At 72.0% G+C, this 13,564-nt stretch carries 16 protein-coding genes; 9 read left to right on the forward strand and 7 right to left on the reverse strand.

What is annotated here, in order from left to right; all coding sequences use genetic code 11:
* Positions 1-51: 51 nt before the first annotated feature.
* Both ACF08N_RS08640 and ACF08N_RS08645 read left to right on the forward strand, forming a co-directional pair.
* A complete protein-coding gene (locus ACF08N_RS08640) occupies positions 52-333 on the forward strand; it encodes a hypothetical protein (protein WP_392323839.1) in 282 nt (93 codons plus the stop codon).
* Between the two features lie 253 nt (positions 334-586).
* Positions 587-1,747, forward strand: a complete 1,161-nt coding sequence (locus ACF08N_RS08645) for a S8 family peptidase (protein ID WP_392323923.1) — start codon at positions 587-589, stop codon at positions 1,745-1,747.
* 118 nt (positions 1,748-1,865) lie between these two features.
* Here ACF08N_RS08645 and ACF08N_RS08650 read toward each other — a convergent pair whose 3' ends face one another.
* Both ACF08N_RS08650 and ACF08N_RS08655 read right to left on the reverse strand, forming a co-directional pair.
* Positions 1,866-2,702, reverse strand: a complete 837-nt coding sequence (locus ACF08N_RS08650; protein WP_392323840.1) for a transglutaminase-like domain-containing protein — start codon at positions 2,700-2,702, stop codon at positions 1,866-1,868.
* Between the two features lie 17 nt (positions 2,703-2,719).
* Positions 2,720-3,715, reverse strand: coding sequence for a GNAT family N-acetyltransferase (locus tag ACF08N_RS08655; protein ID WP_392323841.1), 996 nt, complete (start codon positions 3,713-3,715; stop codon positions 2,720-2,722).
* A 114-nt stretch (positions 3,716-3,829) separates the two neighbouring features.
* On the opposite strand from ACF08N_RS08655, the gene fdxA reads away from it, so the two are divergent.
* Both fdxA and dapC read left to right on the forward strand, forming a co-directional pair.
* Entirely contained in the window at positions 3,830-4,150 is a 321-nt protein-coding gene (gene fdxA, locus ACF08N_RS08660; protein ID WP_003985062.1) for a ferredoxin, read from the forward strand.
* 162 nt (positions 4,151-4,312) lie between these two features.
* Complete coding sequence (dapC, locus tag ACF08N_RS08665) at positions 4,313-5,407, forward strand: succinyldiaminopimelate transaminase (protein WP_392323842.1); 1,095 nt, start codon at positions 4,313-4,315, stop codon at positions 5,405-5,407.
* Between the two features lie 106 nt (positions 5,408-5,513).
* Here the strand turns inward: dapC and ACF08N_RS08670 are convergent, their stop codons facing one another.
* Positions 5,514-5,984, reverse strand: coding sequence for an ATP-binding protein (locus tag ACF08N_RS08670; RefSeq protein ID WP_392323843.1), 471 nt, complete (start codon positions 5,982-5,984; stop codon positions 5,514-5,516).
* A 310-nt stretch (positions 5,985-6,294) separates the two neighbouring features.
* Positions 6,295-7,284 carry a hypothetical protein gene (locus ACF08N_RS08675; protein ID WP_392323844.1) on the reverse strand — a complete coding sequence of 330 codons (990 nt, stop codon included), beginning with the start codon at positions 7,282-7,284 and terminating at the stop codon, positions 6,295-6,297.
* 30 nt (positions 7,285-7,314) lie between these two features.
* Here ACF08N_RS08675 and dapE point away from each other — a divergent pair, with 30 nt between their 5' ends.
* Both dapE and ACF08N_RS08685 read left to right on the forward strand, forming a co-directional pair.
* On the forward strand, positions 7,315-8,394 hold the full coding sequence (dapE, locus tag ACF08N_RS08680) for a succinyl-diaminopimelate desuccinylase (RefSeq protein WP_392323845.1): 1,080 nt from the start codon (positions 7,315-7,317) through the stop codon (positions 8,392-8,394).
* Between the two features lie 168 nt (positions 8,395-8,562).
* The gene (locus tag ACF08N_RS08685) at positions 8,563-9,315 is read left to right on the forward strand and encodes a TIGR00730 family Rossman fold protein (protein ID WP_392323846.1); all 753 of its coding nucleotides are present in this window, start codon (positions 8,563-8,565) and stop codon (positions 9,313-9,315) included.
* A gap of 63 nt (positions 9,316-9,378) precedes the next feature.
* Here the strand turns inward: ACF08N_RS08685 and folP are convergent, their stop codons facing one another.
* The gene (gene folP / locus ACF08N_RS08690) at positions 9,379-10,239 is read right to left on the reverse strand and encodes a dihydropteroate synthase (RefSeq protein ID WP_392323847.1); all 861 of its coding nucleotides are present in this window, start codon (positions 10,237-10,239) and stop codon (positions 9,379-9,381) included.
* Positions 10,240-10,359: 120 nt separating this feature from the next.
* On the opposite strand from folP, the gene ACF08N_RS08695 reads away from it, so the two are divergent.
* Together ACF08N_RS08695 and ACF08N_RS08700 are read left to right on the forward strand one after the other, a co-directional pair.
* Positions 10,360-10,713 (forward strand): DivIVA domain-containing protein, encoded by a 354-nt coding sequence (locus tag ACF08N_RS08695; protein WP_392323848.1) that lies wholly within the window; start codon positions 10,360-10,362, stop codon positions 10,711-10,713.
* Complete coding sequence (locus ACF08N_RS08700) at positions 10,710-11,291, forward strand: DNA-3-methyladenine glycosylase I (protein WP_392323849.1); 582 nt, start codon at positions 10,710-10,712, stop codon at positions 11,289-11,291. Before ACF08N_RS08695 ends, ACF08N_RS08700 begins: the two co-directional genes overlap by 4 nt.
* On the opposite strand, the gene ACF08N_RS08705 is transcribed toward ACF08N_RS08700, so the two are convergent.
* Complete coding sequence (locus ACF08N_RS08705) at positions 11,288-12,088, reverse strand: enoyl-CoA hydratase/isomerase family protein (protein ID WP_392323850.1); 801 nt, start codon at positions 12,086-12,088, stop codon at positions 11,288-11,290. The two genes, ACF08N_RS08700 and ACF08N_RS08705, sit on opposite strands and share 4 nt — an antisense overlap.
* Positions 12,089-12,401: 313 nt before the next feature.
* Between ACF08N_RS08705 and ACF08N_RS08710 the strand changes: the two genes are divergently transcribed.
* Complete coding sequence (locus ACF08N_RS08710; RefSeq protein WP_003966491.1) at positions 12,402-12,569, forward strand: DUF3117 domain-containing protein; 168 nt, start codon at positions 12,402-12,404, stop codon at positions 12,567-12,569.
* A 199-nt stretch (positions 12,570-12,768) separates the two neighbouring features.
* Here the strand turns inward: ACF08N_RS08710 and ACF08N_RS08715 are convergent, their stop codons facing one another.
* A complete protein-coding gene (locus ACF08N_RS08715; protein WP_392323924.1) occupies positions 12,769-13,446 on the reverse strand; it encodes an O-methyltransferase in 678 nt (225 codons plus the stop codon).
* Positions 13,447-13,564 lie beyond the last annotated feature (118 nt).

The raw sequence follows: 13,564 nt of genomic DNA on the forward strand, positions 1-13,564 counted from the left end.
GCGGGGTGGATCCCGGCGCCCGGTGAGCGCAGTACGGCCCGGCCGCGGCCGGTGCGTCGTATATCGGGCGGGAGGCTGTGGCACGCCCGCTCCCCGCTCCCCGCTCGACGCGGGACCGGCGGCCGCGGCGACGTCGGCAACGACAACGTCGACGGCGGTTACGGCAACGACATCCTGTACGGCGGCTCGGGCAGCGACACCCTGAACGGCTCGTACGGCAACGACCGGCTCAACACCGTCGACGGGGTGTCCGGCAACGACACGGCCAACGGCGGCCCCGACTCCGACACCTGCACCACGGATTCGGGCGACACCCCCATCAGCTGCCCGTGATCCCGTCATCCCGTCATCCCGTGATCCCGTGATCTGCGGTCCGGCGACCCCCGTTTGACCCGCGGCCGCCGCCGGAGCCCCAGGGCTTCGGCGGCGGCTCGTGTCACCACACCCAAGACCGACACACGAAACGCATGACATCTCCATTGCCACAGGCATTCGGTGCTCATACGTTCCTGTCGCCCCCCACGCGGACCGCCCGCTGTGGCGACCCCTCAGCGGGCGTCGACAAGGAGGACAGGCACCTGTGAAAATACGCAACCTACGTATTTCCGCCGCCCTGATGGCGATGCCCCTCGCCGTGGCCGCTCTTCCCGCCACCGCGGACGCGGCCACACCGGACAGCCACCTGGTCGAGGTGATCCGGGCCACCGGACAGGCAGTACCCGGCCAGTACATCGTCACCCTCAGGACCGGTACGGACGCCGGCAGCCTGGCCCGCCTCGCGGGGCTGCGTACGAGGCACACGTACGACGCCGTCATCGACGGTTTCGCGGCCGAGCTCACCGCCGGTCAGCTGAGCGCCCTGCGCCGCAACCCGGCCGTGGTCCGCATCGAGGAGAACCAGCTGGTCCGCGCCGGCGCCACACAGGCCGACGCCACCTGGGGCCTGGACCGGATCGACCAGCGCGCTCTGCCGCTGTCGACCACGTACGGCTACACCACCACCGCCTCCAACGTGACGGCGTACATCATCGACACCGGCATCGACCCCAACCACCCCGACTTCGGCAACCGGGCGGCGATCGCCTACGACGCCACCCTCGACGGCATCGGCCTGGACTGCAACGGCCACGGCACCCACGTCGCCGGCACCATCGGCGGCTCCGCCTACGGCGTGGCCAAGGGCGTCAAGCTGCGCGGCGTACGCGTCCTCAACTGCGCCGGCATCGGCACCAACGCCGACGTGATCGAGGGCATGGACTGGGTCCGCACGCACGCGGTCAAGCCGGCCGTCGCCAACATGTCCCTCGGCGGCGGCTTCTCCGCCACCGTCAACAGCGCCGCCACCAACCTCAACAACTCCGGCGTCTTCCTCGCCGTCGCGGCCGGCAACGAGAGCGAGGACGCCTGCAAGACCTCGCCGGCCAGCGCCTCCGGCGTGATGACGGTCGCCGCCTCCGACAAGACGGACACCGCGGCCTCCTTCACCAACCACGGCTCCTGCGTCGAGACCTACGCACCCGGTGTGGGCATCACCTCCGCATGGCTCCTCGGCGGCACCAACACGATCAGTGGCACCTCGATGGCCAGCCCGCACGTGGCGGGCGTCGGAGCGCTCTACAAGGGCGCCAGGGGCGACGCGGCCTCCGCCACGGTGAACAGCTGGATCACCACCAACGCCACCAAGGGCGTGATCAAGAACAACCGCGCGGGCACCCCCAACCTGCTCCTCTTCAAGAACTCCCTCTGACCGCACTCCCCGCTCCGCGACCGGCCCGGCCGACCACGGCCGGGCCGGTCGCGGAGCGGCGCGGCGTTCACCTGGGCCGGACCGGGACGGTGCACCGGGTCCGCCGGGTCCGCCCCGGTCAGTTCAGCATCGCCCGGGCCGCCCGCGCCCGGCTCCTGATCGCCTCCGCGGCCTCGGGCTCGACCGCCGAGACCACGTCCGCGTACGCCTCCATCTCCGCCGCCCCCCGGGTGAACTCGCCGCGCTGCACGAGGAGTTGGGCCCGCTCGTAGCGCAGCCTGGCCGGGTGGGCGGGGAGCAGGAGGAGCAGGTCGAGCGCCCACAGGGCGACGTCCGAACGCTCCGGGCGGGGCGCCGCCCAGGCGCGGATGTTGTTCAGGACGCGCGAGACCACCGCGAGCGGGTCCGCGGGCGTCAGCATCGACGGGTTCAGCGGCGCCCCCGTCGTACTCGCGACGAGGAGTTCCGTGTCCTGCGCGGTCAGCACCCGGCCGGCGGCGAACGGGTCCGCCAGGACCTGCGCGTCCGTGTCGCCGAAGCCGACCACGAAGTGGCCGGGCAGGGCCACCCCGTACACGTGCCCGCCCGCCCGGCGGGCGACCTCGGTCCAGACGACCGAGAGCAGGATCGGCAGGCCCCGGCGGCGGCGCAGCACCTCGTGCAGCAGCGAGGACTCCAGGTTCTCGTAGTCCGCCGGGCTGCCGTGGAAGCCCTCGCGGCCGCCGAGCAGGTCCGCCAGGGCCCGCGCCCACGCGTGGGGTGTGGCGAGCCCGTACGGCAGCATCCCCGCGAGGCGGTCCAGCTCGATCTGGGCCTCGTCGATGCCCGCCTCGTCCAGCGCGGGGTCCGCCTGCGTGCCGACGAGCAGGCACAGCAGGGCCAGGTCGGGACGTTCGGCGCGGGCCTCCTCGGCGAACCGGTCCCGCCACGCCTGCCGCCGGGAATCGTGCTGCATACGCCTCTCGTACCCGTCTACGCCGCTCGGAAGTGGTGGTAGTGGTGGTGGGTCGCGAAGCCCATGCCCGCATACAGCGCGAGGGCCGCCTCGTTGTCCGCCTCCACCTGCAGCCATGCCGCCGACGCGCCCTCCTCCAGCGCCCGGCGGGCCAGCGCGGCCATGATCGCGCCGGCCAGACCCTGACGCCGGTACTCGGGGTCGACCTCCACCGCCATGAATCCCGCCCAGCGTCCGTCGACCACACACCGGCCGATCGCCGCGGGTACCTCTCCGGCGCCGGGTATGGAGGCGAACCACACCGAAGGCCCGCTGCCCAGGACCTTCAGCACATGGGGTCCCGGCACACCCGTCCGCTGGTAGCGACGCAGCCACGCCGCGTCGACGGTGCGCGCCAGCGCCACGCGCGTGACGTCCGCGTCCAGGTCGCCGACCGGGGCGAGGCCGCCGATCTGCACCTGTGCCGACACCTCACGCCGCCAGCCGCGCGCCTCCAGCTGCGCGCACAGCTGCTCCTGCGTGCCCGCGGCGCCCGTCGCGGCCTGCACGTACGCCGGGAGTCCGCGCCGCGCGTACCAGTCCCGCACCCGCTCCAGCGCCGCGTCGAGCCCGAGGCCGGGGTCGCCGAGCGGCAGCACCGAATTGGCGCGCCGGGTAAAGCCCGAGGACGCCCGCAGCTCCCAGTCGCCGAGCCGCTCGCTCTCCACCGGCTGCCAGGCCCTCGCCATCACCCGCGCGAGCTCCTCGAAGCCGGCCGCCGGACCCCGCCGACGTGCCGGCGCCGCGGGCACGACCTTGCCCGCGACCAGCGAGGATTCCGGGATATGGACGGTTTCGCCGGTTCGCCGTGTGATCACCAGCACACCGCTGGTCCATGATGTGAGAACACCGACCGTGTCGGTGAACTTGTGTCCCGGGGCGCCGGTCGCGTCCAGGGTCCGGACGGAAACTCGCTTGCCCACGTCATCAGGTGTAATACGGACCTCGAGTCGTCCGCCGGCAGTGAATTCCACAGCTCTGTGAGCCCCTCCTGTTCGGATCGTTGCCAAGAACGGAGATACTAGGGGCGGGCATCGACGACGCCGCGCTCCCGCGCAAGCCAGCCCTTACCGAGGAGGAACGACAGCGTGACCTACGTCATCGCGCAGCCTTGTGTCGACGTCAAGGACAAGGCGTGCATCGAGGAGTGCCCCGTCGACTGCATCTACGAGGGCTCCCGGTCCTTGTACATCCACCCGGACGAATGCGTCGACTGCGGTGCTTGTGAGCCTGTCTGCCCCGTGGAGGCCATCTTCTACGAGGACGACACCCCGGAGGAGTGGAAGGACTACTACAAGGCGAACGTCGAGTTCTTCGACGAGCTCGGTTCGCCCGGTGGTGCCTCCAAGCTCGGTCTGATCGAGCGCGACCACCCCTTCATCGCCGCGCTGCCCCCGCAGAACGGCTGATCAGCCGCCGGACCGATCCGCCTTCCGCAGGCGGATCGGCCGCTGAGCCGCTGATCCGCCGCGGGACGGCAGCTCCGGTCCGCATCCTCCGGTCCCGTACGGCTCGTCGTCCGTACGGGACCGAGGCGTTTGACGCCCACGTATCAGAAAGCGAGCGCCGCCGTGGCCTCAGTCTCTTCGCGCCTCCCCGTCTTCCCCTGGGACAAGCTCGAGCCGTACAAGGCGACGGCAGCGGCCCACCCCGACGGGATCGTCGACCTGTCCGTCGGCACGCCCGTCGACCCGGTGCCCCCGCTGATCCAGAAGGCCCTCGTGGCCGCCGCCGACTCGCCGGGCTACCCGACGGTGTGGGGCACGGTCGCGCTGCGGGACGCGCTGGTGGGCTGGGTGGAGCGCCGCCTCGGCGCGGTGAACGTCGCCCACACCAACGTCCTGCCCGTCGTCGGCTCCAAGGAGCTGGTGGCCTGGCTGCCCACGCAGCTGGGCCTCGGCGCGGGGGACAGGGTCGCCTACCCGCGGCTCGCCTACCCGACGTACGAGGTGGGTGCGCGCCTGTGCGGCGCCGAGCCCGTCGTCTACGACGACCCGACGCGGCTGGACCCGGCCGGCCTGAAGCTCCTGTGGCTGAACTCCCCGTCCAACCCGACGGGCAAGGTGCTGGCAAAGGACGAGCTGATCCGGATCGTCGCCTGGGCGCGCGAGCACGGGGTGCTGGTCTTCAGCGACGAGTGCTACCTGGAGCTCGGCTGGGACGCCGAGCCGGTGTCCGTGCTGCACCCGGACGTCTGCGGCGGCACGTACGAGGGCGTCGTCGCCGTCCACTCGCTCTCCAAGCGCTCCAACCTGGCCGGGTACCGTGCCGCGTTCATCGCCGGTGACGCGGACGTGCACGGCGAGCTGCTCGCGATCCGCAAGCACGGCGGGATGATGACCCCGGCGCCCGTGCAGGCGGCGACCGTCGCCGCCCTCGGCGACGACGCGCACGTCGCCGAGCAGCGCGCCAGGTACGCGGCCCGCCGCACGGCGCTGCGCGCGGCGCTGGAGGCGCACGGCTTCCGCATCGAGCACAGCGAGGCCAGCCTGTACCTGTGGGCGACGCGTGACGAGCCGTGCTGGGAGACCGTCGGGTACCTGGCTGACCTCGGCATCCTCGTCGCGCCCGGAGACTTCTACGGGGAGGCGGGCGAGCGGTTCGTCCGCGTGGCCTTCACGGCGACCGACGAGCGGGTCGAGGCGGCTGTGAAGCGTCTCGGCTGATCTCTCGCCGTGCCGGGGTACGGCCGGCGCACCGGATGCGGGAAGGGCCCGGGAGCAGTGGCTCCCGGGCCCTTCCTGTTGACCTGCCGGCAAGCAGGCCGGCGGATCAGCCGCCCAGCGGCAGACCGCCGAGCGCGCCGGTGGGCAGACCGCCACCGCCCAGCGAGTCGGTCGGCAGACCACCCTTGGTCGCGCCGCCGACCAGGCCGCCCGCTTCACCGGTGGTGTCACCGGCGGCCTTCTTGACGACCGGAGTGGCCGTCTTGGCGGTCTTCTTGACGACCGGAGTGGCCGTCTTGGCGGTCTTGCCGACGGCCTTGCCGGCGGTCTTGGTCGCGACGGGGGCGGCCTTCTCGACCGACTTGCCGCCGGCCTGGCCGGCCACCTTGGTGGTCTCCTTCGAGACACCGTCGACCGTGCTGTCGACGGTGTCCGTGTCGAGGGCCGTCAGGCCGCCGACCGGGGCCTGGGGGAGTTCCACGGCGCCTGCGGAGCCGGCCGCACCGACCACGGGAGCTGCACCCGCCGCGATGAGCAGCGCGGCACGGGCGATCCGACGGGTCAGGGGGAGGGACATGATGCTCCTTGAAGCGAGAGGACGTTCGGACTGTGCGTGGTGCGTGATCGTGCTGTCCGGCGTACGGACGTCCTGACAACCGCAGGGAGGGCGGGGGAAGTTGCGGTGATCCCGGGTAAAGAATTGGTAACGCGTCGCATAATCGGTTTCGCTGGAAAACGGGCAAACGTTGGCATCTCCGGTGTGCTGGCGAACCGTCACTTCCCTTGGAATCAAAGGGATTTCGGGAGAGCGCCCGAACAGGGGCGACAGGGCGTGCGGGCCCACTGCGCGAGGTGAGTGGAGTGCCTCGTTCGAGGGATGCGGCGGACTACTGTGCGAGGCGAATGCGGACGTCGCCGGTGCCCTGATCGGCGGTGCCGTCGCCCGACGTGCCCGCTCCGGAGGACTCGTCCGCGCCGGACCCGGCCGCTCCGGCGGGCTCCTTGCGCCAGCCCTTCCCGGACTCCGCCGCGCTCCAGACCCGGCCCCCGTACGAGACCTCCGAGATCCGCAGCGTGTCCGCACGGGCCACCGCCCAGTGCGCCAGCTCCCAGCCCCGCCGGGGCGCCCCGGCGCGCTCCGCCTCGGCCGTGGACGGCACCGGAACAGCCAGCTCGGTCGTGTCCTGCGCGCCGGGGCTCCCGCGCCCCGCACCGCCGCGGGGCAGTACGTCCGACCCGAAGGCCCGCACCAGCTCCGACCGCAGCTTCGCCGGGTCACCCGCGCGCCCGCCGTCCCGGGACTCACAGGTCAAGGTGGCCGCCGCCCGGCCCGTGAGCGCCGCCGCCAGCAGCGTGGCGTCCGGCTCGTGCTTCGCGTACGCCTGCGGGAAGCCGCTGCGCTGGACGCGCTGAGCGGCCACGGTCAGCGGCAGCCGCGAGTAACCGGGCACCTCGGCGAGGTGGTCGTAGAACTTGCCGGCCGCGTAGACCGGGTCGAGGATCTGCTCCGGCGTGCCCCAGCCCTGGGACGGACGCTGCTGGAACAGGCCGAGCGAGTCCCGGTCGCCGTGCTCGATGTTGCGCAGCGCCGACTCCTGGAGGGCGGTGGCCAGCGCGATCGTGACCGCGCGCTGGGGCATGCCCCGGGTGGTGCCCACCGCGGAGATGGTCGCCGCGTTGTCCGCCTGCTCCGCCGAGAGCTCGTAGGAGCTCCCGCCGTCCTCCGCCGTGCGCACGACACAGCGCGGGGGGCCGCCGCCGGTGACGTACTGCACGACGACGTAGCCGATGAGAGCCAGCAGCACGAGGAGCGCGGCCGCGAAGCGAAGAGGGCGGCCGCGCCGGACGGAGGAGGCGGTCTCGGACACGACGCCCACGGTACTGGAGGTGGCGTTAGGGTCTGAGCCATGTCAGAAAGCGTGCTTGACCTCACCCTGGACGGCCCGGCGCTCACCGCCGCGCTGGTCGACTTCCGCTCGGTCAGCGGCGAGGAGAAGCCCCTTGCCGACGCCATCGAGCAGGCCCTGCGGCCCCTGCCGCACCTCACCGTCGACCGGCACGGCAACAACATCGTGGCCCGTACGCATCTGGGGCGGGCCGAGCGCGTCGTCCTCGCCGGGCACATCGACACGGTCCCGGTCGCGGGAAACCTGCCCTCGCGGCTCGACGAGAACGGCATCCTGTGGGGCTGCGGCACCAGTGACATGAAGTCGGGCGTCGCCGTCCAGCTGCGCATCGCGGCCACCGTGCCCGAGCCGAACCGTGACCTCACGTTCGTCTTCTACGACAACGAGGAGGTCGCAGCCCACCTCAACGGTCTGGGACATGTGGCCGAGGCCCATCCCGACTGGCTCACGGGCGACTTCGCGGTCCTCCTGGAGCCCTCCGACGCCCAGGTCGAGGGCGGCTGCCAGGGCACGCTGCGTGTCCATCTCCGCACGGAGGGCGAGCGCGCACACTCCGCCCGCAGTTGGATGGGGTCCAACGCCATTCATGCCGCCGCCCCGATCCTCGCCCGCCTCGCCGCGTACGAACCGCGCCGGCCGGTGATCGACGGGCTCGAGTACCGCGAGGGTCTCAACGCCGTCGGCATCGAGGGCGGTGTGGCCACCAATGTCATCCCCGACGCCTGCACGGTGGTCGTCAACTACCGCTATGCGCCCGACCGCAGCATGGAAGAGGCCGAGGCCCACGTCCGTGAGGTGTTCGCCGACTGCGGAGTGAGCGAATTCGTGGTGGACGACCACACAGGCGGCGCACTGCCCGGCCTCTCGCACCCCGCCGCGGCAGCGTTCATGGCCGCGGTGGGCGGCACCGCGCAGCCCAAGTTCGGCTGGACGGACGTCTCACGGTTCAGCGCGCTCGGAGTGCCGGCCGTCAACTACGGCCCCGGCGACGCGCTCTTCGCCCACAAGCGGGACGAGCACGTGGCCGTCGACAAGATCACGCACTGCGAGGAGCGACTGCGGGACTGGCTCACCGCCTGAGGACCGGACCGGCGGCCGTACCAGCCGCCCGACACGGCCGGTGGCCGTGTCGGGCGGCTGGGCTTCCCGACATCGAACACTGGCGGATCGCCCTGATTTCGCCATTCGTCACGTCGGCCGACCTACGCTGGCCCGAAGAAAAATGATGTTCGGCGGAGGGAGCAGGTCATGAGCAGCAACTCCGAGGGTTTGCGCGCGCTGGAGGAGCAGCGACTGGGACCGGTACTGCGCCGCAGGGGACAGGTCCAGCCGACCACCACCGACCAGCGGCTGCTGGACACCGAAGGCGACTCCCAGTGGGTGCACACCGACCCCTGGAGGGTCATGCGCATCCAGTCGGAGTTCGTCGAAGGCTTCGGCGCCCTCGCCGAACTGCCCAGCGCCATCAGCGTCTTCGGCTCCGCCCGCACCCGCCCCGGCACACCGGAGTACGAGATCGGGGTGCAGCTCGGCCGGGCCCTCGTCGACGCGGGCTTCGCCGTGATCACCGGCGGCGGGCCGGGCGCCATGGAGGCCGCCAACAAGGGCGCGCGGGAGGCCAAGGGCATCTCCGTCGGCCTCGGCATCGAGCTGCCCTTCGAGCAGGGCATCAACCAGCACGTCGACATCGGCGTGAACTTCCGCTACTTCTTCGTCCGCAAGACGATGTTCGTGAAGTACGCGCAGGGCTTCGTCGTGCTGCCCGGCGGGCTCGGCACCCTGGACGAGCTGTTCGAGGCGCTCACCCTGGTCCAGACCCGCAAGGTCACCCGCTTCCCGATCGTCCTGTTCGGCAGCACCTACTGGGGCGGCCTGGTCGACTGGCTGCGGAACACGGTGGTCGCGCAGGGCAAGGCGTCGGAGCGCGACCTGCTGCTCTTCCACGTCACGGACGATGTCGAGGAGGCCGTCGCCATGGTCACCAAGGAGACCGGCAGGTAGACCCGCGCGTACGCCCCCGGTGTGCCCCCGGACGTCCCCGGGAGCACACACCGGCGGCGGCCGTCAGGCCAGTCCCCGCCGGGCGACCCTCGGCGGCCGGTGGCCCGCGATCGACGCCACCATGTCCAGCACCTGCCGGGTCTCGGCCACCTCGTGCACCCGGTACACCTGCGCCCCGAGCCAGGCCGACACCGCGGTCGTCGCGAGCGTGCCGAGCACCCGCTCCTTGACCGGCTTGTCGAGCGTCTCGCCGACGAAGTCCTTGTTCGACAGCGACACCAGCACCGGCCAGCCGGTCGCCGTCATCTCGCCCAGCCTGCGGGTGGCCTCCAGGCTGTGCCGGGTGTTCTTCCCGAAGTCGTGACCGGGATCGATCATGATCCCGTCCCGGCGTACGCCCAGCTCGACGGCCCGCTCGGCGAGCCCCACGGTGACCCGCAGGATGTCCGCCATCACGTCGTCGTACGTCACCCGGTGCGGGCGCGTACGGGGCTCGGCACCGCCCGCGTGCGTGCACACCAGGCCCGCGCCGTACCGCGCGGCGACCTCGGCCAGCTTGGGGTCGACGCCGCCCCACGCGTCGTTCAGCACGTCCGCGCCCGCCTCGCACACCGCCTCGCCCACGTCGTGCCGCCAGGTGTCGACGCTGATCACCACGTCCGGGTGCCGGCGGCGGACCTCCGCCACGAAACCGACCGTGCGCCGCGCCTCCTCCTCGGCACTCACCTCGTCGCCCGGGCCGGCCTTCACGCCGCCGATGTCGATGATCGCCGCACCTTCGGCCACCGCCTGCTCGACCCGGGAGAGCGCGGGCTCGTCGCGGAACGTGGCGCCCTGGTCGTAGAAGGAGTCGGGCGTCCGGTTCACGATCGCCATGATCACCGGCTCGTGCGCGTCGAACTCGCGCCGTCCCAGCCGCAGCATCCGCAGTTTCCTCCTCAGATCGTCCGCCCTGCGACCCTACTGTCAGTGTCGCGTGGCACGATCGGCACGGGAGAGTTTCCGCTCGGGGTGTTCCCAGGTCGTCAGGGGAGAGGGTCGCTCGTGTTCTGGTTCTTGCTGATCGCGATGGTCGTGGTCGTCGCCGCGGTCACGCTTCTCGTCGTCGGCGGCGGCGACAGCGCGGCCCTGCCCGAGGCGGCGCCCGAGCAGCTGACCGACCCCCTGCCGCTGCACCGCCCGGTGGGCCGCGCCGACCTGGACGCCCTGCGCCTGCCGGTGTCCCCCCGCGGCTACCGGATGGGCGACGTCGACGAGGTGCTCGACCGGCTCGGCGCCGAGCTCGCCGAGCGGGACGCGCGGATCGCCGACCTGGAGTCGGCGCTGGCCGGCGCGCGGGCGACGGCGGAGGGCCGCCGTGACCTGTTCGACATGCCGGGAGAGGAGACGGACCGATGACCGGCGCCGTGCCCGGCCCCGACGGCGCGCTGCGCTGCCCCTGGGGCCTGTCCGCCGAGGACTACGTGGCCTATCACGACGAGGAGTGGGGCCGCCCCGTCCACGGCGACGACGCCCTGTTCGAGCGGCTCTGCCTGGAGGCCTTCCAGTCCGGGCTGTCCTGGATCACGATCCTGCGCCGCCGGGAGGGCTTCCGCAGCGCCTTCGACGGCTTCAAGATCGCCTCGGTCGCGGCGTTCACCGACGCCGACAAGGAGCGCCTCCTCGCCGACGCCGGGATCATCCGCAACCGCGCCAAGATCGAGGCGACGGTGGCCAACGCACGGGTGCTCGCCGACTGGCCCGCCGGCGAGCTGGACGCGCTGATCTGGTCCTACGCCCCCGATCCCGCGCTGCGCCCCGCCCCCCGGACCCTCGCCGACGTCCCGCCCGTCAGCGACGAGTCCACCGCGCTGTCCAAGGCCCTCAAGAAGCGCGGCCTGCGTTTCATCGGACCGACGACGGCCTATGCCCTGATGCAGGCGTGCGGCCTGGTCGACGACCACCTCGCGGACTGCGTCGCCCGCGGCCTCCGCTAGCGCCCCAGGTACCTCGGCTTCTCCTTCGCCAGGAACGCCTGCACGGCGATGGCGTGGTCCTCGGAGGCGCCCGCCTTCGCCTGGAGCTCCTCCTCCTTGTCCAGCGCCTCGCCCAGCGGACGGCCCGCGCCGAATGCCAGCGACTCCTTGAGCGCGGCGTACGCGACCGTCGGCCCCTCGGCCAGTCCCCGGGCCACGGCGGCGGCCTCCGCGGCCAGCTCGTCCGCCGGGACCAGCCGGTTCGCGATGCCCCAGTCGTACGCCTCCTGAGCGGAGAACGAGCGCGGGAACAGCAGCAGGTCGGCCGCCCGGCTCTGGCCGATCAGCCGCGGCAGCGTCCAGGACACACCCGAGTCCGCCGTCAGCGCGACACCCGCGAACGACGTGGTGAACTTCGCGGTGTCGGCGACGACCCGGAAGTCCGCGGCGAGGGCGAAGCCCAGGCCCGCGCCGGCGGCCACGCCGTTGACGCCCGCGACGACCGGCTTCGGCATCTCGGTCAGCGCGCGGACGATCGGGTTGTAGTGCTCCCGCACCGTGCTCATCACGTCGCCGCGGCCCGCCTCACGGTCGCCGGCGAGCAGTTCCACGTGCTCCTTGAGGTCCTGTCCCACGCAGAACGCCTTGCCCGTCGCGGTGAGCAGCACCGCGCGCACGGCGGGATCGGCGGCGGCTGCCAGCGCGGCGTCCCGCAGCGCGACCTTCGCCTCCACGTTCATGGCGTTCATGGCCTCGGGCCGGTTGATCGTGATCGTCGCAAGTCCGTCGCTCACGTCGTACAGCACGGCGTCGGCCATGGCGGGTCCCCTTTGCGGTTCTGACGGCAGTGTCGGGGCCCAGCATGGCGGAAGATCACCGGCCGCGGACATGTGACCTGCGTCAAACAATCCTCGTCGCGGCGGCTGTGGAGGGTGGCGAAGTATCGCAGGCCGATCGCCGAATTGGGTGGTTTTGCGAGAGCGCGTTGCGCAAGCGATGCCGACTGATGTTGGTCTTTGGGTCCCGCCATGCGGGATAATGGCCTGGAAGCAATGTGTTCGATGCCGGTGACACAGCACCTGTCATGGGGCCGCCGGCTGCGATGAGCTGGTTTCAGGAAGGGGAACGAGCATGGCGGCCATGAAGCCGCGGACGGGCGACGGCCCGCTCGAGGTGACCAAGGAGGGGCGGGGCATCGTCATGCGCGTTCCGCTCGAAGGCGGCGGTCGGCTTGTCGTCGAGCTGACTCCGGACGAAGCCGACGCACTGGGCGACGCCCTGAAGAAGGTCGTCGGCTGACGCGCCCTGATTTTTCGCCCTGCCCCGGTACGAGAGTGCCGGGGCAGCGCGCTTTCTCCCGCCCCTTCCCGAAACCGCAGCGCGCTTTCTCCGCCCCTTCACGAAACAGGGGCTCCGCTCGGACCCCGGCCCCGGGCGGGCGGCCGGCAACGCGGACCGCCCGCACCCGGGATCGCAGGGTCAGGCGCGCGCGGAGCGGTCAGCCGCGGCGGACCGCGCAGAGCAGGCCGTCGCCCACCGGCAGCAGCGTCGGGAGCAGCTCCGCACTCTCGCGGACCGTACGCAGCAGCTCCCGCACCCTCAGCACCTCCGACGGCTGCGCCGCCGAGTCCACCGTGCGGCCGTCCGCGAACACCCCCTCGAAGCACACCAGCCCGCCCGGACGCAGCAGGCGCAACGATTCAGCGAGGTACTCCAGCGACTCCGTACGGTCCCCGTCGCAGAAGACGAGGTCGTAGCCGCCGTCGGCCAGCCGCGGCAGGACGTCCAGCGCGCGGCCGGGGATGAAGCGCGCCCGGTTCCCGGCGAAGCCGGCCGCGCGGAACGCCTCCCGTGCGAACTGCTGGCGCTCCGGCTCCGGATCGACCGTGGTCAGCACGCCGTCGGGCCGCATGCCCTGCAGCAGGTAGATCCCCGAGACACCGGTCCCGGTCCCGATCTCGGCCACGGCCTTGGCGTCGGCGGTGGCCGCCAGCAGGCGCAGCGCGGAGCCGGTGCCCGGTGACACCGAGGGCAGCCCTGCCTCCCGGGCCCGCTCGCGGGCCCAGTGCAGAGCGTCGTCCTCGGCGACAAAGGCGTCGGCGAACGCCCAGCTCGTCTGCCGGTTGGCGGTAATGACCCTCTCCTGTCCCCGTAGTTGGCGCGACGCTGACTGTATCCGCTGCGCCCGGGAACCCGCAGATGGGACCGGACGTTGGGTAAGGGCGGGGGGAGCACATGGATCAAGGCCGGAAGCAGGACCCAAATCCACGTAAAAATTCTTATCCGGAGCTAAC

It is taken from the genome of Streptomyces sp. NPDC015127, assembly GCF_043080095.1.
Lineage (GTDB): Bacteria > Actinomycetota > Actinomycetes > Streptomycetales > Streptomycetaceae > Streptomyces.

Excerpts from the sequence above, each read along its gene's own strand:
- ACF08N_RS08650 (WP_392323840.1), bottom strand. The coding sequence starts at position 2,702 with ATGCAGCACGATTCCCGGCGGCAGGCGTGGCGGGACCGGTTCGCCGAG.
- ACF08N_RS08670 (WP_392323843.1), bottom strand. The coding sequence starts at position 5,984 with ATGTCCCTCCCCCTGACCCGTCGGATCGCCCGTGCCGCGCTGCTCATC.
- dapE (WP_392323845.1), top strand. The coding sequence starts at position 7,315 with ATGTCAGAAAGCGTGCTTGACCTCACCCTGGACGGCCCGGCGCTCACC.
- ACF08N_RS08685 (WP_392323846.1), top strand. The coding sequence starts at position 8,563 with ATGAGCAGCAACTCCGAGGGTTTGCGCGCGCTGGAGGAGCAGCGACTG.
- folP (WP_392323847.1), bottom strand. The coding sequence starts at position 10,239 with ATGCTGCGGCTGGGACGGCGCGAGTTCGACGCGCACGAGCCGGTGATC.
- ACF08N_RS08700 (WP_392323849.1), top strand. The coding sequence starts at position 10,710 with ATGACCGGCGCCGTGCCCGGCCCCGACGGCGCGCTGCGCTGCCCCTGG.
- ACF08N_RS08705 (WP_392323850.1), bottom strand. The coding sequence starts at position 12,088 with ATGGCCGACGCCGTGCTGTACGACGTGAGCGACGGACTTGCGACGATC.
- ACF08N_RS08710 (WP_003966491.1), top strand. The coding sequence starts at position 12,402 with ATGGCGGCCATGAAGCCGCGGACGGGCGACGGCCCGCTCGAGGTGACC.